This is a genomic window from Spinactinospora alkalitolerans (assembly GCF_013408795.1).
Classification (GTDB): domain Bacteria; phylum Actinomycetota; class Actinomycetes; order Streptosporangiales; family Streptosporangiaceae; genus Spinactinospora; species Spinactinospora alkalitolerans.
On record NZ_JACCCC010000001.1, the window covers coordinates 5,174,786 to 5,200,868 of the forward strand.

Consider the following 26,083-nt stretch of genomic DNA (forward strand, 5'->3'; position numbering starts at 1 on the left):
GAGGGATCCGCGGTGACCGGACGATGGCGCACGCCGCCCCCGGCCTCAAGGGGTCGAGGTGGAAGGGAGGCGAGACGGGAAACCGGCACCGCCCTGGTTTAAAGGCCTCCCACGGGCAAGTCCTTTGTTGAGGGCCACGAGATCCCCCCGACCGCCCCCCCTACCTGTGGAGCCCCCATGAACGAGGCGCCCATCCGCGACCGTGCCTTCCACCTCTCCCATCCGGTGACGGACGAACGACTGCGACTACGCCGCGCATGGCCCCGCGACGAGGGGCACCTGCTACTGGAGTGGGAGACCCCGCACGGCGAGCCGGTCCCCGGCCAGTGGTTCGCCGACCCGGCCCGGTTGAACCGGGCCGCCGCGGCGACCGAAGGCGCCGTGCCCCTGCCCGAGGAGGGGGTGCTGCTGCAGCCGGACGGCGCCGACCGCCGGCTGCCCGCGCTGCACGGGCTCGTCGCGCGCGCGGACGCCCGGCTGATCGCGCACCGGCCGGAGCGGCGCGCCGTCGTGCGCACCGCGGAGGGCTACGCCAAGGTCGTGCGGCCCGAGCGGGTGGCCGATCTGGTCTCCCGCTGCGAGCGCGCCGCCCGGTACGCCGACGGGGCCTTCACGGTCCCCGAGCTGATCAGGGCCGAGGACTCCGGCGTCACCCTGTGGTCGGCGCTGCCCGGCGAACCGCTGCACGAGCTGAGCCGCGCCACCAGGGTCGGCGATCCGCTGCTCGCCTGGTACAGGGCCGGCGCCGCGCTGGCCGCGCTGCACGCCGTTCCGGCCGACGGGGGCGGCGGAGTCGGACCGGGCGCACACACCCCGGCCGACGAGCGCGCGGCGGTGCTGCGCTGGCTCGGTCCGGCCCGGCGCTTCGGCCTGCTCCCCGACGTCGACCCCGAACCGGCACTGGCCCCGCTGTTCGAGGCCGACGCCGCCCGGATCGGGCCGGTCCACCGCGACTGCTACGACAAGCAGTTCGTCGCCGACCCGGCCGACGAGCGGATCGGCCTGCTCGACATGGACACGCTGACCACCGGCGAACCGGCGCTGGACGCGGCCAACGTCCTGGTGCACATCGCCCTGCGCCGCGCGCAGGGGCGGCTCACCCCCGGCCGCGCCGAGGCGTTCCGCTCGGCCTTCCTGAGCGGTCTGCGCCCGGACCGCGAGACCCATGAACGGATCCCCGCCTACGCCGCGGCGGCCCGGCTGCGGCTGGCCGGCGTCTACGCCTTCCGTCCCCGCTGGCGGCGGCTGGCCCGCGATCTGATGAACGAGGCGCTGCGCTCGTCCCCGGCCGCGGCGCGACCGTGACCGCCCCGCCCCTCGTCCCTTCCCCGCTCTACAGCCACGCGGGGAGCCCGGGGAGGTCCTCGTCGGTTCCGGTGCGCAGCCGCGCGCCCGGGTCGCGGCCGGTGAGCCAGCCCAGCAGGTCGCTCGCCGGACCGATCACCTCGACCGCGGCGGGGGCCTCCCCCACGGTCCAGGTGGCGGCGTCGCGGTCGGTGGCGACCAGCCGCAGGGCCGGCGCCTCACCGGCCGCGGTCAGGTCGGCGCAGGTCCGCTCCAGCAGGGCGTCGACGAGGTCCGCGGGAAGGTCGGCGCAGGTCCGGCCGACGTTGAGGTCGACGAGGTGCAGCCACACCTCCACGGTCCGCAGCCACGGCAGGTCGCTCGCGGGGAACGCCCCGCGCTTCGGGTGGAACAACCGCGCCGACAGCGCCTCCTCGGGCAGTTCGTCCAGCGCCTCCTCCAGCCGCCGCGCGGAGTCGGTGAACTCCGCGCGCAGCCACTCCGGCGGGTCCTGGGAACCCTCCTCGATCGCGGCGTCGCGGGCCTCGCGACTCGCGTACATCCGGGTCTCCACGCCGGTCCTCGCCCATGTCACCATGTTCATCAGCGCTCCGGCGTTGCCCACCAGGTGGGCGATGACGTGCGCACGGGTCCAGCCGGGCAGCCGGGAGGGGCCGCGGAAGTCGACGTCGGGAAGCTCCGCGACGTGTTCGGCGAGGAGTTCGGTGCCCTGCTCGAGCCAGTCGTGGATCTGCGTGCGTTCGCGCTCGGTCATCGAGCTCTTTCTGATCAGGGGGTCGTGTCGCCCCATAGATCCCCCTTGCTCACCGGAGTATTCCGGACATCGGGCACCGGTCCCGGCCGGACCGGCGATGGTGGTGCCTGCACCCCTACGACGAGGGGAGACAGGGGGTGGCTTCGACCGGATTACTTGCCTTCGCATGGACGACCTCCCACACTTGGTGATGAGGGACCGACACTCCCTTCACCTGAAGAAACGACAACGACGAGGCGCCGACCGGCGGGGGGCGACCCGGGCCGGACCGGCCGCGAACCCCGCTGCGGGCCGCGGCGCGCCGCAATCCCACGAACGCGCTTCCGCGCTCCTTTTCGCGGATCGGACTGGAGAAGAACCACATGGCTGTCCACCCACAGGTGCGAACCGTGGCCGAGGCGTTCCTGCAGGACGCCGACACCGAGGCCCCGGGCTTGGTGGACGGCCTGTACCTGACCGGCTCGGTCGCCCTGTGCGACTACCGCCCGCACGCCAGCGACGTCGACTTCGTGGTGGTCACCTCGCGGCGCATCACCGACGCCGACCGCGCGGCGCTGCGCCGGGTCCACTCGCGCATGCGCTCCCGCTTCCCCCGGCCGCAGTTCAACGGCATCCACGTCACCTGGGACGACCTCACCGCCGACCCGCTGTCCTGCGGACCGGTCGTGTCCGTGCTCGGCGGCCGGTTCCGCGCCAAGGCCAGCGCCGACGTCAACCCGGTCACCTGGCACATCCTCGCCGAGAAGGGCGTACCCGTCCGCGGTCCGCTCCCGGTCGAGCTCGACGTGTGGGACGAGCGCGAGGGCCTGCGCGCGTGGTCGCTGGGCAACCTCGACGAGCACTGGCGCCGCTGGCGGGCGAAGGCCGGCCGGCTGATCACTCCCCGGGGCATGGCCGCGCTGGGCTCCCTTGCCCCGTCCTGGGGCGTGCTCAGCGTCAGCCGGCTGCACTTCACGCTGCGCACGGGGGAGATCACCTCGAAGTCCGGCGCCGGCCTCTACGCCCTGCACGCCTTCCCCGAGCGCTGGGAGCGCATCGTCAACGAGTGCCTGCGCATCCGCCGGAACTCGAGGCTGCCCTCGCTGTACGAGAGCGCGCTGGCCCGCCGCCGCGCCGCACTGGACTACATCGAGATGGTTCTGGACGACGCCCTGACCCCGAACCCGGCCTAGCCACGGCGGCGGGAGCCGTCGAGACGGTCTCCGATGGCGCCTCTTGACCTCGGCCTGACCAGCGTTTGCGTTGACTCGGGCAGGTCGGGGTGCTCGACTTTGAGGAGGAGAGAGGGCGAACCGGACCGTCGCGTCCGACCGTCTGTTCCCGCCGCCAAGGGTGTCCTGCCCACGGACTCCACCCCGTCCAGCCACCGATCGGGGCCGCGGCCATCGGCGCCCGAGCCCTCAATCGGATCCTCAATCGAGGAGTCTCCCGTGTCCAACGTCGATATCGTCCGCAGCGGCTACGAGGCTTTCGCGCGCCAGGACATCCCTGCTCTGCTCTCGCTGTTCGATGACTCCGTCGAGTGGTACTCGCCCGATGAACTGCCCGAAGGCGGGACCTATCGCGGTCCGGCGGGCGTGGACGAGTTCTTCGCCAAGCTGCCCACGTACTACGGCGAGTTGCACGGCGATCCGGACCGGTTCTACGAGGTCGACGACCGGGTCATCGTCGAAGGCCGCCAGTACGGCTCCGTGGTCGGCGGCGCCGCTTTCGAGTGCGGCTTCGCCCACTTCTGGACCCTGCGCGACGGCAAGGTGACCGCTTTCCGCGAATACTCGGACACCGGCAGGGTCCTGTCGCTGATTTCACCGCCGTTGACGGCCACCTGACTCCGGATAACCGGCTCACCACGCCGGGCGCCGGCGGCGGACCTCTTCTCGCCGTGAAGGGCCCTCCCCGTCCGCCTGAACGCCGGCCGTACTCCGACCGCCGTACGGGTGCGGGGCGGCCGCCGTACGCTGATGGACATGGGACACCGACACCCCAGCAGGCTGCAGGACGCCGAGATCGCGCACCCGCGCGCCCGGTGGCTCCTGCGCGCCGAGTTGGCCTACTGCAAGGAGTGCATGAACCAGGGCGAGAAGGAGGCCCTCTCCGATCTCCGTCCCGAGGGCATGTTCGACTCCCTCTGGCAGGGATGGATCCTGCAGCAGGTCGCGAAGTGGCGCGATCCCAAGCGCAAGTCGGCCTTTCCCGCGATGGTCTCCGGCCTCGCCCCGCCGCACGAGGTCGCCTCGCTGCACATCCTCACCCGCGAGTGCATGTGGCTCTGCTCGGTCCACGGGGCCCGCGGGACCAAGGTGGACTCCTCGGCCGTCCTGGACGCGCTGAGCCAGATGTCGCGCAACGACAGGTCCCTGGTGCTCGACGACGTGCTCGACGGGCTGGCGGAGGGCAACGCCGTCGCCTGAGCACGGCGAGCCGGTGACGAGCTGGTGCGGCAGGCGCGGGGAGGTGCTCAACGCCGGGGTGCGGACCCGCCCCGGCTGCGGCCGCGTCAACGGTCCGGTCCGCGGGGCGGCGGGCCGCTGTCGACCGGGCGCGCCCGGCCCGCCGCGCTTCGGGCGGTTCCGCGGCGAATCCGGAGGAATCACGGCGCGCCGGGCGCGGCTAACCTTGCAGGCATGACCATGCGCCCCATCGTGTACTTCGGCGATCCCGTGCTCACGACGCCGACGACCCCCGTCACCACGTTCGACCGGCACACCGAAGCGCTGGTGCAGGACCTGCTGGACACCGTCGACGCCCCGGGACGCGCGGGCGTGGCGGCGACCCAGATCGGGGTGGGGCTGCGCGCGTTCAGCTACAACGTCGAGGACCGGATCGGCTACGTCATCAACCCCGAGATCGCCGAGCTCTCGGAGGAGACGCAGGAGGACGGCGAGGGCTGCCTGTCGGTCCCGGAGCTGTGGTATCCCACGCGGCGGGCGCAGCACGCCGTGGTCACCGGCGTCGACGTGCGCAACGAGCCGGTCGTGCTGCGGGGGTCCGGCCTCATGGCGCGCTGCCTGCAGCATGAGACCGATCACCTCGACGGCATGCTCTACCTGGACCGGCTCGACCGCGACACCCGCCGCGCGGCGATGCGGGAGGTCCGGCGGTCCCCGTGGTTCCTGCGCGAGGAGCCGGCCGTGCCGGAGGCCCCGAAGCTCCCCAGCGCTTTCGGTGGACTAGGGTGACTCACGCTTTAGGCGACAAATCCGGACAACGACTAGGCGTATAACGGCGAGATCTCGTATGGTCTGCTGAAGCACCACGTGGCTCACCGGAACCATCCGCCCCTCACGTGCCATCCCGGGCTACCCTCCCCAAGTGATGAGGGCCGATTCGAGCCGAAACCCGGTGACGCCGAGTCGGCCGCGGGTTCGTCCCGCGGAGCCGGAAACGGCGCCACAGGCCTGTCCCACGGAGCAACTCACAGTGTCCAGAACCAGCACATCAGCCTTCCCCCCAGCCCGTCGCCGCGCGGCCGTGTTCGTCGGCCTGATCACCGCGGCGGCTCTCGCGTTCCCCGCACCCGCCTACGCCGATCCGGAGGAGGACGAGGTCAGCCTGGAGGAGCTGAACGAGCGCGCCGACACCCTTGAGGATGAGTACGACAGCGAGCTCCCCCAGTACACCAGCGCCAAGGAGGCCGCGGAGAAGGCCCAGGAGGAGCTCGACGAGATCAACGCGCAGCTGAAGGATGCCCGCGAGAGCGTCTCCCAGCTCGCCGCGACCCAGTACAAGGGCACCGGTCTCGACCCGGCCATGGAGGTCGTGCTGAGCGGTTCCCCCGAGGACATGCTCGACGACGCCGCGGCACTCAGCCAGGTCTCGCACAACAACGGCGCACGCGTGACCTCCCTCACCAACCTCCAGGACGAGGCCGAGCGGGCCAGCCAGAAGGCCGACGGCAAGCTGGAGGAGGCCCAGGAGCTGATCGACGACCTCGAGGAGCAGCGCGACGAGGTCAAGGAGAAGATCGAGCGCTACGAGGAGGAGCAGGTCCCCGAAGCCCCCGAGGACGACGGCGGGGGCGGCGACGGCGACGGCACCGTCCCCGACAGCGCACGGGGGCCGGGCTTCGACGGCGTCACGCCGCGCATGGCCGCGATCCGCGACGAGATCATCGGCCGGTTCGGCGCGCCCTACCCGGTCGGCTGCCTGCGTCCGGGCGACCCCGGTGAGCACGGTTCCGGCCGCGCCTGCGACTTCATGATGAGCTCGGGCGGGGCGATGCCTTCGGCCGAGAACCAGCGGCTCGGCACGCAGATCGCCGAGTACGCCAAGAACAACGCCGACCGGCTGGGCGTCATGTACGTCATCTGGGAGCAGCGGATCTGGGACTCCCGCAACCCCGGCGCCGGCTGGAAGCCCATGGAGGACCGCGGCAGCATCACCGCCAACCACTACGACCACCCGCACGTGTCGTCGTACTAGCGGCTCACCGCCCGGCGGCCACCGATGCGCGGGCCAGGGCGGGGGTCAGGGGCAGGCAGGCCAGCACGCCCACGGCGGTGATCAGGAACGCCGGGCCGTAGCCGAGGTACTGCACGATCACGCCCAGGCCGAGCGCGCCGACCCCCGTCCCCGCGTCGTAGCCGATGTTCCACGCCGCGCTCGCGGTGCCGTATCCCGGCGGGCCGCCGCGGTGGAACATGACGACGATGGTGTCGTTCTGCGCGCCGCCGAACCCGGCGCCGAACAGCGCCGCACCGGCGACGGCCAGGACCGCGCCGAACAGGCCCGGCCCGTCCCAGTCGGCGGCGGCCGGCCACACCGCCGCGCCCAGCAGTGCGATGCCCGCTCCGGCGGCCACCACGCTCGGGACCAGCAGCGTCGGACGCCCGTACCGGTCGCTGACCGTCCCGGCGATCCCCCTGAAGAGCACCGACATGGCCCCGTAGCCGAGCAGCGCGGCGGTGACGACCCACGGGGCGTGCTCCAGCGGGATGGCCAGGAAGGTGACGATGCCGCTGGAGGCGACGGCGAGCACGAGCATGACGAGCAGCGGGGTGGCCAGGACCAGCCACAGCCGGAGCCCCGCGGGCCAGGTCAGAGCCCTCTCGCCGCCCTCGCCGCGCTTCTCGCGCGCCGGAGCCGCCATCGCGTCGCCCGCGACGAGCGTCACCCCGGCGGCCGCGATCGCACCGATCATCGGACCAATTCCGGCAATCCAGAACACCACGGGGAAGCCGACGTTGAGCGCCAGCCACACCCCCGTCGACAGGAACACCAGGTTGGGCAGGCCCACGGCGAGCCCGTAGTAACCGGACGCGCGGCCGATCTGGCCGGGCGGCACCAGCCGCACCGCCAGGGCCGCGCCCACGACGCTGACCATGCCGAACCCCACGCCGCGCACGGCCGAGACCGCGATCAGGGGGCCGAGGTCGGCGGTGAGGATGAACAGCGGGGCCGGCAGGCCGAGCAGCAGCGAGCCGGCCACCATCGTCCAGCGGTACCCGCCGCGTTCCAGCAGCCACGGCATCGCCAACTGGGTGAGGACCGTGGTCAGCATGAACACGGAGGTCGTGGAGCCGGCCCCGATCTCGCCGGCGCCACCGCGGGACGCCCACAACGGCACCAGCGGCAGCAGCAGGACGTATCCGCAGAAGGATCCGACCGTGGCCACGACGAGCAGCCGGAAGGCCCGGCCGTGCAGCCCCAGGTGCCGCTGCGAGGCAACCGGTTCCGGTCCGTCTGCTGAGGAAATGCGCATGATCCCCTTTGTAACGCAGATCGGGCGCGCGCCGCGCCTCAGCCCTCCGCCCGCGCCCCCATGCGGCCGGTCAGCCAGTCGGCCAGGCGGTCGGCCCGCTCGGGGGTCATGGCGCGCTCGGCGTGGCCCATCCCCGGCTCGATCCACAGCTCCTTGGGCTCCCCCGCGGCCTCGTGGATGCGGTGGGCGTGCTCGACGGGGAAGTAGGCGTCGGCGTCGCCGTGCACGACCAGCAGCGGGGTGGGGGCGATGTCGGCGGCGGCCTCGGTGGGGTCGGGCGGCACCGCCTCCCAGTGCCGGTCGATGACCCTGACGTTGCGGGCCAGGCGCAGGAAGAGCCGGCCCACCGCCTGCTCCACGCCGAAGTGCAGCAGCCGCATGCGGGAGGTGCCGCGGTAGAACCAGCGGCCGGGCCCGCTCACGGCGGCCACCGCGCCGACCCCGCCGAACATGGCGGCGTGCCGGATGACCACGGCGGCCCCCATGGAGAAGCCGACGGTGGCGATGCCGGTGTAGCCGAGCCCGCGCAGGTGCGCGACCGCTGCCTCCAGGTCGAGGACCTCCTGGTCGCCCACCGTGCACTCACCGGTGGACTCGTGGTGGCCCCGGAAGTCGAAGAGCATGACGTCGCCGGCCGCCAGCAGCCGGCGCGCGATCATCCGGGTCCCGGGACTGCGCCAGGTGCCGGTGAAGCCGTTGGCGACGACGACGGCGGTGGTGCGCGTCCCGGACCCGCGCATCAGCACCGAGTCGATGTGGACGCCGTCGGATGTGGTCAGTCGGTTGCGGTGGGGCTGGGCCTGCGGCACGGGATCGGGCAAGACATCGGACACCCCTCCATCGTGCCCGACCGCCTCCGGCGGGCGCGCGGGTGCGTCCCCGTGTCCGGGAGGTCGTGCGGGCACCACCCGGTGTCCTGCGGCGACCCCGCCGACTTCGGAGTCGAGCCGCGACCTCGGCCACCGGCCGAGACCTCCGGGAGCGGGCCTACAGCTCGGAGTTCCGGTGCCGGCGGCCGGTGCCGGTGAGCAGCAGCGCGCGCATGTCCAGGGCGATGTGCAGGACGATCGGGACCAGCAGGCTCCCGGTGCCCAGGTAGAGCACCATCAGCAGCGCGCCGAGCACACCGGGGCCGACGAGGCCCCACCACCCCTGGTACAGGTGGGCCAGCGCGAACAGCAGGCAGGACAGCACCGCGGCCGCCCACACCGGCAGACCGAGGCTCACGCCGAAGGCGACAAGCAGGCCCCGGTAGAGCAGCTCCTCGCAGACGCCGGCCGTGACGGCCAGCCCGGCGCCGAGTCGGCGCTCCGTGCGCGAACGGGGGGCGAGCGTGGTGATCACGTGCCCGCCGGGGGTGACCTTCGGCTCGCTCCCGCGCCGCGGCCCGCCGCGGCCGCGCGTCAGCAGCCACACCGCGAGCGCCGCCACCGCGAACCCGGCGACCGCGCCGAGTAAGGGCAGCCACGCGTCGGGCGGCCGCAGGCCGAGGTGGCCCGGGTCCAGCCCCGGCGAGAGCACCAGGATCACCACGATGACCGCGGTCCAGGCCCACTGGACCCCGATCGTCAGCGCGTAGAACCGGCTGAGCGCGCGCGGGTCGGAATGCCGTCTGCGCTCCAGCCACGCGAACGCGCGCCGACCCAGCAGCGGTTCGCCCACGGCGGCGTAGGCCAGCAGCACGATCCCGAGGACCGTCGCGGCGAAACTGAACTGGGGAAGGCTCTCAGACCATGGCACGGGGCACAGCCTAGGAGATTCCCGCGGTCCTTCCGGCCGGATCCGGCCCGGTCGCGTGCCGCCCGCCCGAACAGGCGCCGCGCACTCCCCGGTCCCCGGCCCGGAGGATCACCGGCCCGAAGGGGGACCCGGCCCGCTCCTCAACCCCCGCCCCGGCGTGTCGGCGTCCCGCCTCTTGTGATATTGCGCATCCGGGGCGACCGTAGAGAGTGCCCCGCATCACATCCGGGGCGGGGCACCGGCGTCATCCCATGGGAGTGATGAGCATGGCGGACAAATCCGGCCCAGCGGCCGCCGGCAGGGCACCGAAGGCCGACCGGCCCCAGGACATTCGCAACGTGGTGCTGGTCGGCCATTCAGGAGCAGGCAAGACGACACTGGTCGAGGCGCTGCTGCTGGCCGGCGGCGCGACGACCCGCGCAGGCCGGGTCGAGGAGGGCACCACCGTCAGCGACCACGACGAGGTGGAGGTCAGGCAGAAGCGGTCGGTGAACCTCACCGTCGCGCCCATCCAGGTCGGTGACGTCAAGATCAATCTGCTGGACACGCCCGGTTACGCCGACTTCGTGGGTGATCTGCGCGCCGGGCTGCGCGCGGCCGACGCCGCGCTCTTCGTCGTCTCGGCCCTGGAGGGGATCGACGGCCGCACCCAGATGCTGTGGGAGGAGTGCGCGGCGCTGGGCATGCCGCGCGCCGTCGCCATCACCAAGATCGACCACCACCGCGCCGACTTCTTCGACGTGGTCGAGCAGTGCCAGGCGGCGTTCGGCGAGGGCGTCATGCCGGCCTACTTCCCGGTGACCGAGGGCGAGGGGGACGAGCGGACGGCGCGCGGGCTGGTGGGACTGCTCTCGCAGCGCTACTACGACCACTCCGGCGGCGAGCGCGCCGAGGCCGCGCTGCCCGAGGAGGCCGCGGACCGGATGGGGGCGCTGCGCGAGGCGCTGATCGAGGGCGTGATCCAGGAGAGCGAGGACGAGACGCTCATGGACCGCTACATGGAGGGCGAGGAACTCGACCCCGCGATGCTCATCGCCGACCTGGAGGCGGCCGTGGTGCGCGGCGGCTTCCACCCCGTGCTCGCCATCTCCGCCGCCAGCGGCGTGGGCGTCGCCGAACTCCTGGAGGAGCTGCCGCGCGCCTGCCCCAGCCCCACCGAGCGGCCGATCCCGCCGGTGACCACGGTCTCCGACAAGCCGGTCGAGGACCTGTCCTGCGATCCCGACGGCCCTTTGCTGGCCGAGGTGGTCAAGACGGTCAGCGACCCCTACGTCGGCCGGGTGAGCCTGGTCCGGGTGTTCTCCGGGACGCTGCGGCCCGACGACACGGTGCACGTGTGCGGGCACGGCCTGGCCGAACGCGGCCACGAGGACCACGACGTCGACGAGCGCGTCGGCCCGCTGTCGGTCCCGCTGGGCAAGCAGGCCCGGCCGGCCGGCGAGATCATCGCCGGCGACATCTGCGCGGTGGCCAAGCTGACCCGGGCCGAGACCGGCGACACGCTCTCGGACCGCGAGCGCCCGCTGCGCATGCCGCCGTGGACGTTCCCCGACCCGCTGCTGCCGGTGGCGCTGCGGGCCGCGCACAAGGCCGACGAGGACAAGCTCGCCCAGGCGATCTCCCGGCTGGTGACGGAGGACGTCACGCTGCGGGTGGAGGTCAACCCCGAAACCCACCAGATGGTGCTGTGGTGCATGGGCGAGGCCCATCTGGACGTGGCTCTGGACCGGCTCGCCAACCGCTACGGCGTCGCCGTGGAGACCGGGGAGGTGCGCATTCCATTGCGGGAGACCTTCGCCGTGCCGGCCCAGGGCATGGGGCGCAACGTCAAGCAGAGCGGCGGGCACGGCGAGTACGGCATCTGCCGCATCAAGGTCGAGCCGCTGCCGTCGGGCTCCGGCCTGGAGTTCGTCGACAAGGTCGTCGGCGGCGTGGTGCCGCGCCAGTACATCCCGTCGGTGGAGAAGGGCGTCCGCGCCCAGATGGAGCAGGGCGTGCTGGCCGGGTACCCGGTGGTCGACATCCGGGTGACGCTCTACGACGGCAAGGCGCACTCCGTGGACTCCTCCGACATGGCGTTCCAGAAGGCCGGCAGGCTCGCGCTGAAGGACGCCGCCGCCGCGTCGCAGGTCGCGATGTTGGAGCCGGTCGACGAACTGTCGGTCCTGGTGGCCGAGGAGTACATGGGCGCGGTGATGAGCGACCTGTCCGCACGCCGCGGCCGGGTCATCGGCACCGAGGCCGTGCCGGGCGGGCGCACCCTGATCAAGGCCGAGATCCCGCAACTGGAGATCGGCCGGTACGCGATCGACCTGCGTTCGGTCTCCCACGGCACGGGCACCTTCGACCGCCGCTACCTGCGCCACGAGCCGCTCCCGGCGCACCTGGCGGACCGGTACCTGAGCGCGACCGCCGATTCGTGACCGGCCGCGGCCGCGGGGCGTGGGCCGCGCCGGCGGCGCGGCCCACGCGCGCCCGGGAGGCGGCGCCTCCCGGGTCAGCCGCGCACGGCCGCCGCGATCTCCTCCGCCAGCTCCGGGGTCGCGGCGACAATGCCGGACCAGCGGCGGCTCAGGTCCGGATCGATCTCCAGGGGGCGGCCGAAGGCGTCCAGCACGGCCCCGCCGGCCGCGGGGACGGTCAGCATCGCCGCGGCCAGGTCGACGATGCGGTGCACGTCGCCGCCGACGTCGGCGAAGGCGTCGATGGAGCCTTCGGCGACCAGCACCGCCTCCAGGCAGGTGGTGGACAGGATCCGGATGCGCTCCGCGCGCTCGACGACCCGCCACCAGACGTCGCGGGCGTGCGGTCCGGGCCGCAGCACGCTGATCGCCGCGCCGTCGAGCCGGGTGCGGCCGGAGGTGCGGTAGGGCACCGGCTCCCCCGCCACCGCGCGCCAGACCCGACCGGTGTCCAGCCAGCAGGTCAGCGCCTCGACCGGGCGGCCGTCGTCGGTGACGACCCCGGCGAAGCAGGACAGCGGCACCCCGGAGGCGGCGTTGGCCGAACCGTCGACGGGATCGGTGACGAGGGTCAGGGCCGAGCCGTTGTCGATGAACCCGGCCTCCTCGCTGAGCAGGTTGACGCCGTGCGTCCGCGCGGCGTCGGCGATGGCCTCCTCGACGATCTCGTCGACGAGCATGGTCGGCGTGCCGTCGGCGCCCGTGCCGCGTGTCTCGGCCAGTTCCGTCCGGGTGTGTCGGCGGCGCGCGCGGTCGTATGCCCCGGCCGCGCCGAGCGCCGCGGCCGCGAGCGCCGGGTGGGTGCCGGTCGGCAGGTCCGGCTCGGGAACGGGCCAGGGGATGTGGGTCGTCACGGTGCTGCGCCTTTCGGTCGTCGGTCGCCTCGGTCACAAGGCCCCGCGGTGTCGGTGGCCCCGCGGTGACATCTATGAGATGGCACCACCGGATGAATGCCCGCCGTCTTACGATGCGCACATGTCGATCGATACCCTTCGCCTGGACCGAATCGAAGCCGCCTCTCGCCTTATTGATCCGGTTTTCCGTAATACGCCGCAGATAACCGACGATTCACTGTCCCGGGAACTGGGGCACGAAACGATCCTCAAAATCGAGACGCTCAATCCGCTCCGGTCCTTCAAGGGCCGCGGCGCCGACTTCCTGCTGCGCGACACCCGGGAGACCCGATCGGTCGTGTGCGCGTCGGCGGGCAACTTCGGCCGGGCCATGGCCTACGTGGCGCGGCGGCGCGGGCTGTCGGTGCGGGTGTTCGCCGCGACCACGGCCAACCCCGCCAAGGTGGCCCGGATGCGCGAACTGGGCGCGCGCGTCGTCCTCGAAGGCGCCGACTTCGACGCGGCCAAGAAGGCGGCGTTCGACTACGCCGGGGAGCGCGAGAACTGCGTCTTCGTGGAGGACGGCCGTGAGCCGCAGCTCGCCGAGGGCGCCGGCACGATCGGGGTGGAACTGGCGCCGCTGCGGCCGGACGCGGTGCTGGTCCCGGTCGGCAACGGCGCGCTCGTCTCCGGGATCGGCCGCTGGCTCAAGACCTACTCCCCCGCCACCCGGGTCATCGGCGTCGTGGCGGCGGGGGCGCCGGCCATGGCGCACAGTTGGCGCTCCGGGACGCCGGTGTCAACGCCGGACGTGCACACCTCCGCCGACGGCATCGCGGTGCGGCTGCCCGTGCCCGAGGCCGTGGAGTGGATGGGCGAGGTCGTCGACGACATGGTGCTGGTCGAGGAGGAGGAGATCTTCGCGGCGCTGCGCCTGCTGCGCGACCTCATGGGCCTGATCGTCGAGCCCGCCGCCGCGGTCGGCATCGCCGCGCTGGCCCGCCACGAAATCCCCGGCGCCCGCGTCGCCACCATCCTGACCGGCAACAACTTCGCCCCCGACCTGGTGAAGTCGCTCTAGTGGACCGGGCCACCCGCCCCGTCTCCACGGGCTCACAGGACGCGGCCGGGGGTGTCGCGATCGCGCAGGGCGGCGAAGCGCCAGGTGTTGATCGGGTGGCTGGACAGGAAGTTCACCAGCATGACGAAGAATCCCTGGTCGGTGCGGGCCCGCGCGGCGATGTCGTCGAAGTCCACGGACTCGTAGAGGTACTTGCCGGCCGCGAGCACGCGCAGGCCGGTCACGCCCTCGGGGCAGAACTCGTAGGCGTGGTTGTCGGCCGTGTACTCCTGGGCCCGGCTGAGCGTGCTGCCGATCCCGGGGATGATGTTGGCGATGGAGATGCCCAACTGCCGCCAGAACGAGCTGTGCCCGGCGGCGATGTGGCCCACCTCGTGGCCGATCACGAAACGCAGCGCGTCGGGGTCGGCCAGCTTGCCGCCGATCTCGAACAGGTCGCTGTTGATCGCGACGTAGCGGCGGAACCCGTGCCCCGAGGCGAACGCGTTGATCCGGCCGTTGCCGAGCACCACATAGGCGTCGGGCACGCGCGGCAGATCGAACGCCCGCGCCGCGTCGGCGACCATCCGGTGCGCGTCGGGGAACTGCGTCTCGCTGATGCGCACCCCGTTGACCCGCTGCGAGGCGTAGAGCTGCCCGCGGACGAAGAACACCAGCGCGGGCACGCCGAGCAGCAGCAGCGGCTGTCCGGTGTCGCCGGCGACGGCCCGGTTGGCCGCTCCCACCAGCGTGAGCAGGGTGACCGCGACGCACACCCCCAGGAGCAGGTTCTCCCGGGGATGCCTCAGGGTCCGCCGCCGTCGGCCGCTCCCCCAACGCAAGATGACCATGGGGCCATTCTCTGCGGCGGAGGGTCGGGTTTTCAGCGGTGCCGCACCCGGGTGAGGCGATTGTCGCCCTGGCGACCGGTTCGGCCGGATCCGGTCAGAGGCGGTACGGCGGGTCGTCGGGGTCCGGGTAGGGGGTGGAGTCGGGCGGGGGCGGCGGGGCGGAGATCGGCGGGCCCGAGGGCGGCGGCGCCGAGTAGGCCGGGCCCGTGGGTTCGGGCATGCCGAAGGACTCCGACGGCCCGGTCTCGGTGCCCCGGGTGGGGCCGTGCGCCGGCGGGGGCGGGTCGAGCAGCTCGTCCATGCCGCCGGCGTGGCGCGGGGACTCCCTCGGCCCGTCCTCGTCGCCGGACGGGTGCTCGTCCGCGCCCGGGTACCGGCCGGACTCCCGCCGTTCCTCGTCGTCGCCGAGCAGCACGTCCATGTCGGCCCGCTGGGTGGACTCGCCCTCCTTCTCGTCCTCGTCGTCGTCCTCGTTGCAGGGTTCCTCGATCGGCGCGGGCCCGGGCGCCTCGTCGACGGCGATGGGCCGCTGCTCGGCCGTTGCCGCGCCGGCGTGGTCGAGGGGCGCGTCCGGGCGCCCCAGGTAGGTGAGCGCGCCGAGGGTCAGCGCGGCCAGGCCGGCGCGCAGCGTCGGCTCGCGGTCGGGGGCGAAGAAGGGCGAGTGGTTGCCCGGCACCCCGGCGAGCTTCTCGAACGGGGTCTCCCCCGGGGCCTCCGACCACACGTCGTGCGGGGTGCCGCCGACGAACCAGAGGACGCAGGGGATCGGGTCGGGGTCGCCGGGGAGCCCGAACTCGCCGAAGTCCTCGCTGCCGGTGAACGGCTCGGGCAGGTCGATGACGTAGGGGTCGCCGAAGTAGGCGCGGTGTGTCGCGGCCAGCGACCGCGCCTGGTCCGGCTCGTTGCGGGTGACCCCGGCCTCCTGCACCCGGGTGACCTCCGGCTCCCGCGGCGCGCCGGAGGCCTCGGCCTCGGCGCGGACGATCCGCTCGATCGAGGCGTGCACCCGGTCCAGCACCGCGTCGTTGTGGGCGCGGGTGTTGACCTCCAGGTAGGCCTCGTCGGGGATGATGTTGGACTTGGTGCCGGCCCGCAGCATGCCGACCGTGACCACGGCCATCTCGCTGGGGTTGATCTCGCGGGCCACGATGGTCTGCAGCCGGGTGACGATGTTGGCCGCGATCACCACCGGGTCGACCGTGGCGTGCGGCTGGGAGCCGTGCCCGCCGGTGCCGAAGACCCGCACCCTGACCGTGGTGGAGGCGCCCATGATGACCCCGGCGCGGTGCACGAGCATGCCGGCCGGCTGCGGCCCCACGTGCTGAGCGAGGGCGATATCGGGTCGGCCGAAACGGGTGTAGAGGCCGTCGGCGAGCATCCCGGTGGCGCCGTCGATCATCTCCTCGGCGGGCTGGGCCACGACCATCAGCGTGCCGCTCCAGCGGTCGCGGGAGCCCGCCAGCAGGTCGGCGGTTCCCACCAGGCACGCGGTGTGCACGTCGTGGCCGCAGGCGTGCATGATCGGGACGTCGTTGCCCTCGCCGTCCACGCCGTGCGCGGTGCTGGCGTAGGGCAGGCCGGTCTTCTCCTCCACCGGCAGCGCGTCCATGTCCCCGCGCAGCAGGACGGTGGGCCCCTCGCCGTTGCGCAGGACACCCACGACGCCGGTGCCGCCCACGCCGGTGGCGACCTCGTATCCGGCGCGCGAGAGCCACTCGGCCACGGCCCGCGCGGTGCGGTGCTCCTGGTACGAGAGTTCAGGGTTCCTGTGCAGGTCGACGTAGAACCCCTCAACCAGGGGAAAGATCTCGTCGACGAGCCGCATGACCGCGCTTCCGTGCTCTGCTGCACGTCGCGGATCGACCGCCTGCGGCACTGCTTCCACCGCCTTCTACTTCGGTCCGGAGGGATGGCGGCGCCCCCGGGACGCCCCGGTGCGGTACCGCCGCGCCGATTCTCCCGCCGGGGATAACGAATCTCAAACGGATGCCCCTCCGGCGGCGGCCCCGGGGGCGCCGGGCGGCCGCGCACCGGTGTGCCGATCATCGCGTTCCGTGGTGGACGCCGCCCCGACCTGCCTCCCGTCACCCTGAGGGAGCGGTTCCGCACCCCCGGAACAGCCCTGTTCGGTCCTGGCCGATAGTCTGCGTTCTCAGCGAATTCCCAGCCTCATCCTCTAAGAGCCGGCGCTCCGATTCCCGGGGTTCGCCCGATCCCGCGCCGGCGCGTGACGGCTGCCCGTTCCTGCGCCCATGTCCCAATCCCGAAACGGTGACACGGAGACCTCGTGGCCCCAACCAGCACAGCATCCCGGCGAGACCGCTCCCGACCGGACGGCGGCGGCGCGGCCGCGCCCAAACGGCGCGACGCACTGCTCGACAACGCGAAGTTCCTGCTCATCGTACTCGTGGTGGTCGGGCACGTGATCTCACCGGCCACCGACACCCGGCTCGCCGACGCGGTCTACTTCTGGATCTACCTGTTCCACATGCCCGCGTTCGTGCTGATCAGCGGATACCTGTCCAAGTCGTTCGACGGCGGCGCCCGGCGGGTGGACCGGCTGCTGACGACCGTGGCCGCGCCGTACCTGATCTTCTGGGGCATCTACGCGCTGCAGTCGCTGACCGCGGACCGCGGCCTGCCCGACACCCCGCTGGAACCGCTCTGGCTCACCTGGTTCCTGGCCGCGCTGTTCGTGTGGCGGCTGACGGTGCCGATCTGGAGGCGCATCCGCCACCCCCTGCCCGTGGCGGTCCTGGTCTCGCTGGCCGCGGGCGTCGTGGAGACCGGCGAGGCGTTCGGGATGTCGCGGATCCTGAGCCTGCTGCCGTTCTTCGTCCTCGGCCTGCTGCTGGAGCCGCACCACTTCGACTTCCTCAGGCAGCGCTGGGTGCGGACCTGGTCGGTCGGCGTGGTGCTGATCACCGCGGCGATGTCCTACGTCTACCTGGAGCAGTTGAGCCTGGAGTGGGTGTACTGGCGCGAGAGCCTGCTCGACCGCGACGTCGACGTCCTGCCGATCGGGATCTCCGGGCGCCTGGTCTTCATGGTGCTGGCCGCCTCGCTGACGGCGGCGCTGCTGTCGCTGACCCCGCGCCGCACGACCTGGTTCACCGGGCTGGGCACGCTGACCATGTACGTGTTCCTGCTGCACGGCCTGCCGATCCGGATCGCCGAGCAGTTCGGCTGGTACGAGTTCACCGAGGGCCACTGGGGCCTGGCCCTCAACACCGCGGTCGCGGTGGCGCTGGTGTTCCTGCTGCTGTCCCCGTGGGTCCGCAGGGCCGCGAAGTGGGCCGTCGAGCCGAGCGTGGAATGGATGCTGCGCCGCGCCCCCGACCGCGGGGACCGGGAACGGAACCCGGTCTGAAAGCGGCGGCAGAAGGCTGCCGGGAGAGTGCGGGCCCATCAAGGACACCGGTGCCTCCCACGCCAGGCCGCGGCCCGCTCCTCCCGGCCGAAGCACGCCTTGAACCCGCTTTTGGCCGGGTCTCCCACCGCTTCGGCGGCGAGGCGCGGCCCACAGGCGAGCGCCCTTCTTCAGGTGGACGACATGGGGCCGCGCTCTCGCCGCAGCCTTCCCGCGGGTACTCCGGCTATTCTCGGGATGCCTGGAGCCGTTCCAGCTCCCTGCCGAAGTCCCGGGTGGCCAGCCACAGCTTGTAGACGATGACCACCTCGAACAGCAGCAGCGCGGCGCAGGAGAGGACCAGCACCGGGACGATCAGGCTGGGCAGCGACGAGACCAGCGCGACGAGCGCGGTGAGCGGCGCGAGGACGCAGACGAACATCTCGAACTCGATGCCGCTGAACAGGTGCGGGCGGACCCGGCTGCGCAGCAGGAAAGCGCGCACCCGTTCGTACCGGCCGAACCTGGAGCTGAACCCCTTGTGGACGTCGATGACGCGCGCCCCGGCGGGGTGGGCGCCGCTGCGCACCTGGTCGGCACCGATGTCGGGATTGTCGCGCAGGACCTCCTCCATGAACACCACCGGGGCGGTCTCACCGCTGTCGGCCGGCGCGGCGCCCTCGGGCGCCTCGGTGCTCTCGGGGTCGTCCACTCCGGCGTCGACCGACTTCCCCTGGGCCGCGGCGCGCAGCTTCTCGCGCATGCTCTGCCGGGTCTTGGCGACCTGTGAACCGTTGAGGTAGCGCAGCAGGTCGACGAAGGTCACGACGGGCGCGAGGATCAGGTACACCGCCTCGCCGGTGCGGGCCCACTGGCCGATCAGCAGCGCCAGCATGCAGCCGAAGAACCGGATGCGGTCGAACACGAAGTCGACCCACGCGCCGAACACCGAGCCGTTGTGCTTCAGCCGGGCGATCTTGCCGTCCATGCAGTCCAGCACGAAGCTGAGGTGGAACAGCACCGCGCCCGCCACCAGCCACGGCCAGGTGGCCAGCGCGAAGCAGACGGCCGATCCCAGGCCCAGCACCCCCGCGCCGAAGGTGATCTGGTTCGGGGTGATGGCGGTGCGGTTGGCGGTCCACACGACCAGCCGGGCCGCGAGCGGGTCCACGAGGAACACCGTCCACCACGCGTCACGTTTCTTGTACGTACGCTCACGGACGTCCGCGAGTGTGAAGCTCGTCATCTCATCTCCTGCGGGACTCCCGCTGTGAATCGCCGACCGGGGCGCCGCATTCGCCGAAGGCGGACATCCGGCCCGACCGGGAGGGAGGGTGAACATCAGCCGCAAGATCATTGCAGACAGGTGTCGGGGGACCTAATCGGCACGGCCATAATTGACAGGTAAGGGGGGTTTCGGCTCGGGTGTCCCGAGGACCGGAGAACCCCCGGCAGCAACGACCGAGGTAGAGGCGTGCGCTTTCTGAACAACCAGGTTCCCGACCACGACCTGACCTACAGCGACGTGTTCATGGTCCCGCGGCGCTCGGCTGTGGGCTCCCGGCTGGACGTGGATCTCGCGTCCCACGACGGCACCGGCACGACGATTCCCATCGTAGTCGCGAACATGACCGCGGTGGCCGGTCGCCGCATGGCCGAGACCATCGCGCGGCGCGGCGGTGTGGCCGTCATCCCCCAGGACATCCCGATCGACGTCGTCTCCGAGGTGATCCAGTGGACCAAGAGGCGCCACCTCGTCCACGACACCGCGATCACGCTGGGCCCGGAGGACACCGTCGGCGACGCGCTGAACCTGCTGCCCAAGCGGGCGCACAACGCGGTCATCGTCATCGACGGCGGGCGCCGCCCGATCGGCGTGGTCACCGACGCCGACTGCACCGGCGTGGACCGCTTCACCCAGCTGCGCGAGGTCATGTCCACCGACCTGCTGACCGTGCCGGCCGAGACCGACCCCAAGGAGGCGTTCGGCACGCTGCACGACTTCCGGCACCGGCTGGCCCCGGTCGTCGACACCGAGGGCGCCCTGGTCGGGGTGCTGACCCGCACCGGAGCGCTGCGCGCCACGCTGTACCGGCCGGCGGTCGATCCCGGCGGCCGACTGCGCGTCGCGGCCGCGGTGGGCATCAACGGCGACGTCGAGGGCAAGGCCGCCGAACTGCTGGAGGCCGGAGCCGACACGCTGATCATCGACACCGCGCACGGCCACCAGGAGAAGATGATCGGCGCGCTGAAGCGGGTGCGCGGGCTCGACCCCTCGGTGCCGATCGTGGCGGGCAACATCGTCACCGCCGAGGGCACCCGCGACCTGATCGAGGCCGGCGCCGACATCGTCAAGGTCGGCGTGGGGCCGGGCGCGATGTGCACGACGCGGATGATGACGGCCGTGGGCCGGCCGCAGTTCTCCGCCGTGCTGGAGTGCGCGGAGGCGGCGCACGAGCTGGGCGGGTCCGTCTGGGCCGACGGCGGCGTGCGGCACCCGCGCGACGTCGCCCTGGCCCTGGCCGCCGGCGCGAGCAACGTGATGATCGGCTCCTGGTTCGCCGGCACCTACGAGTCCCCCGGCGACGTGATGCGCGACGCCCAGGGCCGGCTCTACAAGGAGAGCTTCGGCATGGCCTCGGCCCGCGCGGTGCGGCTGCGCACCGCCGAGGACTCCCCGTTCGAGCGCGCGCGCAAGGCGCTGTTCGAGGAGGGCATCTCCACCGGCCGGATGTACCTGGACCCCGAGCGCCCCAGCGTCGAGGACCTGATCGACGAGATCGTCGCCGGTGTGCGCAGCTCCATGACCTACGCCGGCGCGACCACGCTGGCGGAGTTCCACGAGCGCGCCACCGTCGGCGTGCAGAGCGCGGCCGGCTACAGCGAGGGCAAGCCGGTCCCCGCCGGCTGGTAGCCGCGCAGCGGCTCCGACGAAGGCGGGCCCGAGCCGGTGCGCTCGGGCCCGCCGGCCGCGCGGAGTCCGGGACGCGCCCGACCCGGTCCCCCGTCTCACTGCCGTGGCCGGACCGCGCATCCCCGTAACGTGCCCCGCCGGCCACGATCACCACGGTAGGACCGCGCCCGGTGCGGGCGCATCGGCCGCCGGACGTATCCGCACACCCCCGGAAGAGGGGGGTGCGGGTCATCCTCGCGAGGGAGGGGGAGGACGCCGGGCGGCGCCGGTGACGCCCGTCAGGGGCGGCCGCAGCGGCCCGGCCGTCGCGGCCGAGCGGCGGGACCGCGTCCGGGCCGCGGACCCGACGCCCCCCGGCGGCGGACGGCCCCCGCGACACGGGACCCGGCCCGCGCACCGCCCGGGCGGGCGATTGGGCACAATGGCCGCAGGACCGTCCCATCGAGCCACAGGTGAGTCCATGGCGCTGTACCCGCTGCTCCCCATCGGCATCGGCCTGGCCCTGCTGGTCTGGCTGTTCCGCGACGCCAGGAGCGCGTCGTCCCTCGCGGCGCGCGGCGTGCGCGCCCAGGGCGAGGTCGTGGGCTACCGGGAGACGAAGCGCTCGGCGCGGATGATCGTGCGGTTCCGCACCGACGACGGCCGCGAGGTCCTCGCCACGCAGGGCAACACGGGCTGGGCGGCGGCGAAGCACGGCGAGACCGTCACCGTCTCCTACGACCCGCACCGGCCCGAGGAGGCCCGCATCGTCGCCGGCGCCTGGCTGAGCGGTTGGCCGCGGGGCATCTTCACGGGCCTGGGCGCCGCCATGGTGCTGATCGGCGGGCTGATGGGCGCCTTCGCCTGGGGGTGAGCGGACGGTAACCGACCCCGCCCGGTCCCGTGTGATGTTACCAACGCGTTCTGTAACTATTTGATAATTCTTCACGCTCGGCGCCTCCACCGGCGCTCTTCCCTGCTCCACCACGGTGAAATGCGCAAACGGTCGAACCGGGTGCGATATCGGACCGTCGACGAGGCGGTCGGCGGCCGTCTCTCCGCATTCCCAGGCGATGACGATTCGGCGGGAAACGGTACGATCCGATGGCCGGATTCACCTTATTGGTGGAGTTACGACTTCTTTCCGCCGCGTCCACCCGGTTCATCCGATGCCGTGCGCACCCGGTCCCCTCCGTGGCGTCTCCCCCTTCGGCATCCCGCCGTCCCAGAGTCCGGCGCGCTCAGCGGTTCACGGGCTATAGGAGAGCAGTGCAGGCAGCAACGAAGAGGCGAGATCGCACGATCAAGTCGCGCCTCCGGAGGATCGTCCTGGCCCCCACATCGGTGCTCATCGCGCTGTGGCTGGTCGTCAGCTGCTACCTGTTCTACGGCGCGGCCCTGCAGTACGCGGTCGTCAAGGGCAACGAGGAGCTGCTGACCCCCGCGGCCATCGCGCTGACCGCGGTGATGGACGAGCGCTCGGCGACCATCGCCTACCTGGAGGAGCCGGAGCGGCAGCGCGACGAGCTGGACGAGGCCCGCGCGGCCTCCGACCGGTCGATGACCGAGATCCTGGACAAGTTCGAGGGCCTGCTCCCGTTCTCCCCCGAACCGGTGCAGGACCGCATCATCGACCTCCGCGACCGGTTCGGCGAGATCTCCGAGGTCCGCGGTCTCGTGAACAGCGGCCAGGCGTCCCGCGCCGACGTCCTGGAGTACTACAACGCCCTGTCGTTGGCCGGAGCCGACCTGTTCGACGAGCAGTCCCGGGCCAACCCGACCAAGGAGGTCGTGGGCACCGGGCTGAGCGCCACCTACGTCTTCCGCGCGGTGGACCTGTTCGCCCAGGCCGACGCCCGGCTGGCCCGTGCGTTCGCCTCCGGTGAGCTGAGTCGCGCCGACCAGGAGGAGTTCACCCGGCTGCTCGGCGCCTACCAGGGCATGCTCGGCGCGGTCGGCGACTACCTCGGCCCCGAGCAGACCGAACGGCTGACCGCGCTGCGCGACAGCGAGGACTACGCCGAGCTGCAGGAGCTCGAGGACGAGATCGCCGGGCGCCGGATCGCATCCACCGTCGACCCCTTGACCGGCGAGGCGGGCGAGAACCTGGAGATGCCGGTCAGCGAGGCCGAATGGCGCGAGGTCTACGTCCCGGTCAAGGACGAGCTCACCGAGATCGGCGCGACGCAGGCGCTGTACTCCGGCGACCTCCAGGCCGCGCTCGCCAACCGGGCCATCCTGCTCGCGGCGGCGGGCAGCCTCGGCGTCGCCGCGATCGCGGTGCTGGCGTTCGTCTTCTCCAACCGATCCGCCCAGCGCGTGGTCACGCGGCTGCACCGGTTGCGCGACGACACCCAGGAAATCGCCGACCGGCGGCTGCCCGCCCTCGTGGAGCGGCTGCGGCGCAGCGAGACGGTGGACATCGCCGAGGAGGTCCCCGAACTGCCGCACCAGCCCGACGAGATCGGCCAGGTCGCCCGCTCGTTCAACGCCGCCCAGCGCACGGCCGTCGAGGTGGCCGTGCAGCAGGCGGAGTTGCGCGAGGGCGTCAACCGGGTGTTCCTCAACATCGCGCACCGCAGCCAGACGCTGGTGCACCGCCAGTTGCGGCTGCTGGACCGGATGGAGCGCGACCAGGAGGACCCGGAGCAGTTGACCGAGCTGTTCAAGCTGGACCACCTGGCCACCCGCTCCCGCCGCAACGCCGAGAACCTGCTGATCCTGGGGGGTGAGTCCCCGGGCCGCACCTGGCACCGCCCGATGCCCCTGATCGACGTGCTGCGCGGCGCCATCTCCGAGTCCGGCGACTACACCCGGGTCAAGCGGCAGCGGATCGCCAGGGTCTCGCTCAACGGCCCCGCGGTCGCCGACGTCATCCACCTGGTCGCCGAGCTGGTCGACAACGCCACCACCTTCTCCCCGCCGCACACGCACGTGCACCTGCGCAGCGAGCAGGTACCCAACGGCGTGACGGTCGAGATCGAGGACCGCGGCCTGGGCATGCAGGAGGAGGAGTTCAAGGCCGCCAACGAGCTGCTGGCCAACCCGCCGGAGTTCGACGTGATGCGCATCAACGAGAAGATGCGCCTGGGCCTGTTCGTGGTCTCGCGGCTGGCTCAGCGCCACGACATCAAGGTGCGGCTGCGCGGGTCGCCCTACGGCGGCGTGCAGGCGATCGTGCTGCTGCCCTCGTCCCTCATCGTCACCGACCAGACGCCCCTGGACGACGGGCCCGCGCAGGACGCCCCGGACGCGCCGCAGGAGGAGGCCGCGCGGGAGGAGGCCGCGGCCGACGGCGGGAGCGCCCCGGCCGGAGCGGAGGAGCCCGCGCCCGCGGCGCCCGGCGGGGGCGACGTGCTGGCCGCGGCACCCGCCGGCGGGGCGCAGCCGCCGGTGCGGCGGCTGCCGCGCCGCGTCCCCGGCGAGGGCCGCCCGGAGCAGCCGACGCAGGAACGCCAGGAGCCCTCCGAGCCGGCGGAGGGGGCCGGCGGGCGCCCGAAGCTCCCCAAGCGCACGCCGCAGGCGAACCTGGCCCCGCAGTTGCACGGCGACTCCCCGTCCCTCTTCCCCGATGCGGCGGCGGCCCCCTCGCCGGCCGAGGAGCAGGACCGTTCGCAGCGCCTCCGGCAGAGCATGTCGGCCTTCCAGCAGGGCACCCGGCGGGGGCGCCTGGAGGGCCGCCAGCGGCAGAACGACACCGAGAAGGATGCATGACCGTGACGAACAACGCCTCCAGGGACCTGGACTGGCTGCTCGACGAGCTCGTCGACCGGGCGGTCGGAGCCACGTGCGCCATCGTGCTCTCCGCCGACGGGCTGCTCATCGGCAAGTCCAAGGATCTGGGCAAGGACGATGCCGAGCACCTGTCCGCGGTGGCCTCGGCGTTCCAGAGCCTGGCCCGCGGTACCGGACGGCAGTTCGGCGGCGGCCGGGTGCTGCAGACCGTGGTGGAGATGGAGCACGCCTACCTGTTCGTCACGGGTGCGGGCAGCGGCGCCTGCCTGGCGGTCATCTCCGAGGAGGGTTCCGACGTCGGCCTCATCGCCTACGAGATGAACGTGCTCGTGGAGCAGGTCGGCCGCTTCCTGGACGCCGCGCCGCGCCATGACGGCGGCCCGGACCCCGTCAACCCTCAGGTGTCCGAGAACTCGGCTCGATAGCGGGGAGCAGGCATGCCGGATCGGCACTCACTCGGTCCCGACTCCGAAGAGGTCGGCCCCCTGGTCCGCCCCTACATCATGACCCTGGGGCGGCAGCGCTCGGACACGGTGCAACTGGACATGATCAGCGTGGTCATCGCCGCCCGCGCCGATGTGGACGAGATGTCCCTCGAACCCGAGCAGGTGTCCATCCTCGAACTCTGCCGGCGGCCGCTGTCGGTCGCCGAGGTCTCGGCCCACCTGGACGTCCCGGTGGCCGTGGTCAAGGTCCTGCTGAGCGACCTGATCGGGCGGGGCTACGTCCTCGCCCGCGCCCCTTACACCACACAGAGCCCGGTCAGCCGGGACATACTGCAGGCGGTACTCGATGGCATCCAACGACTCTGACCGCGGCGCGGAGCCGATCCCCTCCGCCATCAAGATCCTCATCGCGGGCGGATTCGGCGCCGGCAAGACCACCCTGGTCGGCTCGGTCAGTGAGATCTCCCCGCTGAGCACCGAGGAGCTGATGACCGAGGCGAGCCTCGACGTCGACGACACCTCGGGCGTGGAGCAGAAGACCACCACGACGGTGGCGCTGGACTTCGGCCGCATCACCATCAACGACGACCTGGTGCTCTACCTGTTCGGCACGCCGGGCCAGCAGCGGTTCTGGTTCATGTGGGACGAGTTGGCGCTCGGCTCGCTGGGCGCGGTGGTGCTCGCCGACACCCGCCGGCTGGAGACCTGCTTCCCCTCGGTGGACTTCTTCGAGCGGCGGTCGATCCCGTTCATCGTCGCGGTGAACTGCTTCGACGGAGCGCACCGCTACGAATCCGACGAGGTCAGGGAGGCGCTCAGCATTTCCTCGGGCGTTCCCGTCGTGCTGTGCGACGCGCGGATGCGGGAATCGGGCAAGGAAGTGCTGCTGACGCTGGTGCAGCACGTCGCGGCGGCGGTTTCGGCGACCGTGTGAGGGAAGCGGCACCGCCGGCG

At 72.4% G+C, this 26,083-nt stretch carries 23 protein-coding genes; 15 read left to right on the top strand and 8 right to left on the bottom strand.

The window, feature by feature from the left end; translation table 11 throughout:
• The first annotated feature begins 177 nt into the window (after positions 1 to 177).
• Positions 178 to 1,305 carry a phosphotransferase gene (locus tag HDA32_RS23090; protein ID WP_179645193.1) on the top strand — a complete coding sequence of 376 codons (1,128 nt, stop codon included), beginning with the start codon at positions 178 to 180 and terminating at the stop codon, positions 1,303 to 1,305.
• A gap of 28 nt (positions 1,306 to 1,333) precedes the next feature.
• Here the strand turns inward: HDA32_RS23090 and HDA32_RS23095 are convergent, their stop codons facing one another.
• Positions 1,334 to 2,059: a maleylpyruvate isomerase family mycothiol-dependent enzyme gene (locus tag HDA32_RS23095; protein WP_179645194.1), complete on the bottom strand. Its 726-nt coding sequence runs from the start codon at positions 2,057 to 2,059 to the stop codon at positions 1,334 to 1,336.
• Positions 2,060 to 2,421: 362 nt separating this feature from the next.
• Here HDA32_RS23095 and HDA32_RS23100 point away from each other — a divergent pair, with 362 nt between their 5' ends.
• The 5 genes from HDA32_RS23100 (at position 2,422) to HDA32_RS23120 (ending at position 6,481) form a co-directional block, all read left to right on the top strand.
• Positions 2,422 to 3,231 carry an aminoglycoside adenylyltransferase domain-containing protein gene (locus HDA32_RS23100; RefSeq protein ID WP_179645195.1) on the top strand — a complete coding sequence of 270 codons (810 nt, stop codon included), beginning with the start codon at positions 2,422 to 2,424 and terminating at the stop codon, positions 3,229 to 3,231.
• Between the two features lie 258 nt (positions 3,232 to 3,489).
• Positions 3,490 to 3,888, top strand: a complete 399-nt coding sequence (locus HDA32_RS31890; RefSeq protein ID WP_179645196.1) for a nuclear transport factor 2 family protein — start codon at positions 3,490 to 3,492, stop codon at positions 3,886 to 3,888.
• A gap of 138 nt (positions 3,889 to 4,026) precedes the next feature.
• Positions 4,027 to 4,470, top strand: a complete 444-nt coding sequence (locus HDA32_RS23110; protein ID WP_179645197.1) for a hypothetical protein — start codon at positions 4,027 to 4,029, stop codon at positions 4,468 to 4,470.
• A 213-nt stretch (positions 4,471 to 4,683) separates the two neighbouring features.
• Positions 4,684 to 5,238: a peptide deformylase gene (def, locus tag HDA32_RS23115; RefSeq protein WP_179645198.1), complete on the top strand. Its 555-nt coding sequence runs from the start codon at positions 4,684 to 4,686 to the stop codon at positions 5,236 to 5,238.
• 292 nt (positions 5,239 to 5,530) lie between these two features.
• Complete coding sequence (locus tag HDA32_RS23120) at positions 5,531 to 6,481, top strand: coiled-coil domain-containing protein (protein WP_179645199.1); 951 nt, start codon at positions 5,531 to 5,533, stop codon at positions 6,479 to 6,481.
• Between the two features lie 4 nt (positions 6,482 to 6,485).
• Here HDA32_RS23120 and HDA32_RS23125 read toward each other — a convergent pair whose 3' ends face one another.
• From HDA32_RS23125 to HDA32_RS31895, 3 genes are all read right to left on the bottom strand, one after another.
• Positions 6,486 to 7,760 carry an MFS transporter gene (locus tag HDA32_RS23125; protein WP_179645200.1) on the bottom strand — a complete coding sequence of 425 codons (1,275 nt, stop codon included), beginning with the start codon at positions 7,758 to 7,760 and terminating at the stop codon, positions 6,486 to 6,488.
• A 38-nt stretch (positions 7,761 to 7,798) separates the two neighbouring features.
• Positions 7,799 to 8,593 (bottom strand): alpha/beta hydrolase, encoded by a 795-nt coding sequence (locus HDA32_RS23130; RefSeq protein WP_312863293.1) that lies wholly within the window; start codon positions 8,591 to 8,593, stop codon positions 7,799 to 7,801.
• A gap of 154 nt (positions 8,594 to 8,747) precedes the next feature.
• Positions 8,748 to 9,500 carry a CPBP family intramembrane glutamic endopeptidase gene (locus tag HDA32_RS31895; RefSeq protein WP_312863294.1) on the bottom strand — a complete coding sequence of 251 codons (753 nt, stop codon included), beginning with the start codon at positions 9,498 to 9,500 and terminating at the stop codon, positions 8,748 to 8,750.
• Between the two features lie 266 nt (positions 9,501 to 9,766).
• On the opposite strand from HDA32_RS31895, the gene HDA32_RS23140 reads away from it, so the two are divergent.
• Positions 9,767 to 11,923 carry an elongation factor G-like protein EF-G2 gene (locus tag HDA32_RS23140; RefSeq protein ID WP_179645201.1) on the top strand — a complete coding sequence of 719 codons (2,157 nt, stop codon included), beginning with the start codon at positions 9,767 to 9,769 and terminating at the stop codon, positions 11,921 to 11,923.
• A 74-nt stretch (positions 11,924 to 11,997) separates the two neighbouring features.
• On the opposite strand, the gene HDA32_RS23145 is transcribed toward HDA32_RS23140, so the two are convergent.
• Entirely contained in the window at positions 11,998 to 12,816 is an 819-nt protein-coding gene (locus tag HDA32_RS23145) for an inositol monophosphatase family protein (RefSeq protein ID WP_179645202.1), read from the bottom strand.
• Positions 12,817 to 12,937: 121 nt separating this feature from the next.
• Between HDA32_RS23145 and HDA32_RS23150 the strand changes: the two genes are divergently transcribed.
• Positions 12,938 to 13,876: a threonine ammonia-lyase gene (locus HDA32_RS23150; protein WP_179645203.1), complete on the top strand. Its 939-nt coding sequence runs from the start codon at positions 12,938 to 12,940 to the stop codon at positions 13,874 to 13,876.
• Between the two features lie 32 nt (positions 13,877 to 13,908).
• Here the strand turns inward: HDA32_RS23150 and HDA32_RS23155 are convergent, their stop codons facing one another.
• The gene (locus HDA32_RS23155; RefSeq protein WP_179645204.1) at positions 13,909 to 14,706 is read right to left on the bottom strand and encodes a M48 family metallopeptidase; all 798 of its coding nucleotides are present in this window, start codon (positions 14,704 to 14,706) and stop codon (positions 13,909 to 13,911) included.
• 94 nt (positions 14,707 to 14,800) lie between these two features.
• Positions 14,801 to 16,591, bottom strand: coding sequence for an amidohydrolase (locus HDA32_RS23160; RefSeq protein WP_179645205.1), 1,791 nt, complete (start codon positions 16,589 to 16,591; stop codon positions 14,801 to 14,803).
• Between the two features lie 402 nt (positions 16,592 to 16,993).
• On the opposite strand from HDA32_RS23160, the gene HDA32_RS23165 reads away from it, so the two are divergent.
• Positions 16,994 to 18,076 (top strand): acyltransferase family protein, encoded by a 1,083-nt coding sequence (locus tag HDA32_RS23165; protein ID WP_179645206.1) that lies wholly within the window; start codon positions 16,994 to 16,996, stop codon positions 18,074 to 18,076.
• A 226-nt stretch (positions 18,077 to 18,302) separates the two neighbouring features.
• Here HDA32_RS23165 and HDA32_RS23170 read toward each other — a convergent pair whose 3' ends face one another.
• On the bottom strand, positions 18,303 to 19,301 hold the full coding sequence (locus HDA32_RS23170) for a CDP-alcohol phosphatidyltransferase family protein (RefSeq protein WP_179645207.1): 999 nt from the start codon (positions 19,299 to 19,301) through the stop codon (positions 18,303 to 18,305).
• A gap of 228 nt (positions 19,302 to 19,529) precedes the next feature.
• Here HDA32_RS23170 and HDA32_RS23175 point away from each other — a divergent pair, with 228 nt between their 5' ends.
• The 6 genes from HDA32_RS23175 (at position 19,530) to HDA32_RS23200 (ending at position 26,063) form a co-directional block, all read left to right on the top strand.
• Complete coding sequence (locus HDA32_RS23175) at positions 19,530 to 20,969, top strand: GuaB1 family IMP dehydrogenase-related protein (protein WP_179645208.1); 1,440 nt, start codon at positions 19,530 to 19,532, stop codon at positions 20,967 to 20,969.
• 460 nt (positions 20,970 to 21,429) lie between these two features.
• Complete coding sequence (locus HDA32_RS23180; protein WP_179645209.1) at positions 21,430 to 21,822, top strand: DUF3592 domain-containing protein; 393 nt, start codon at positions 21,430 to 21,432, stop codon at positions 21,820 to 21,822.
• A gap of 395 nt (positions 21,823 to 22,217) precedes the next feature.
• Complete coding sequence (locus HDA32_RS23185; RefSeq protein WP_179645210.1) at positions 22,218 to 24,662, top strand: sensor histidine kinase; 2,445 nt, start codon at positions 22,218 to 22,220, stop codon at positions 24,660 to 24,662.
• Positions 24,659 to 25,108 (top strand): roadblock/LC7 domain-containing protein, encoded by a 450-nt coding sequence (locus HDA32_RS23190; protein ID WP_179645211.1) that lies wholly within the window; start codon positions 24,659 to 24,661, stop codon positions 25,106 to 25,108. The genes HDA32_RS23185 and HDA32_RS23190 overlap by 4 nt, the downstream gene beginning before the upstream one ends.
• Before the next feature lie 12 nt (positions 25,109 to 25,120).
• A complete protein-coding gene (locus HDA32_RS23195; protein ID WP_179645212.1) occupies positions 25,121 to 25,495 on the top strand; it encodes a DUF742 domain-containing protein in 375 nt (124 codons plus the stop codon).
• The gene (locus HDA32_RS23200) at positions 25,476 to 26,063 is read left to right on the top strand and encodes a GTP-binding protein (protein ID WP_179645213.1); all 588 of its coding nucleotides are present in this window, start codon (positions 25,476 to 25,478) and stop codon (positions 26,061 to 26,063) included. The genes HDA32_RS23195 and HDA32_RS23200 overlap by 20 nt, the downstream gene beginning before the upstream one ends.
• Positions 26,064 to 26,083: the final 20 nt, after the last annotated feature.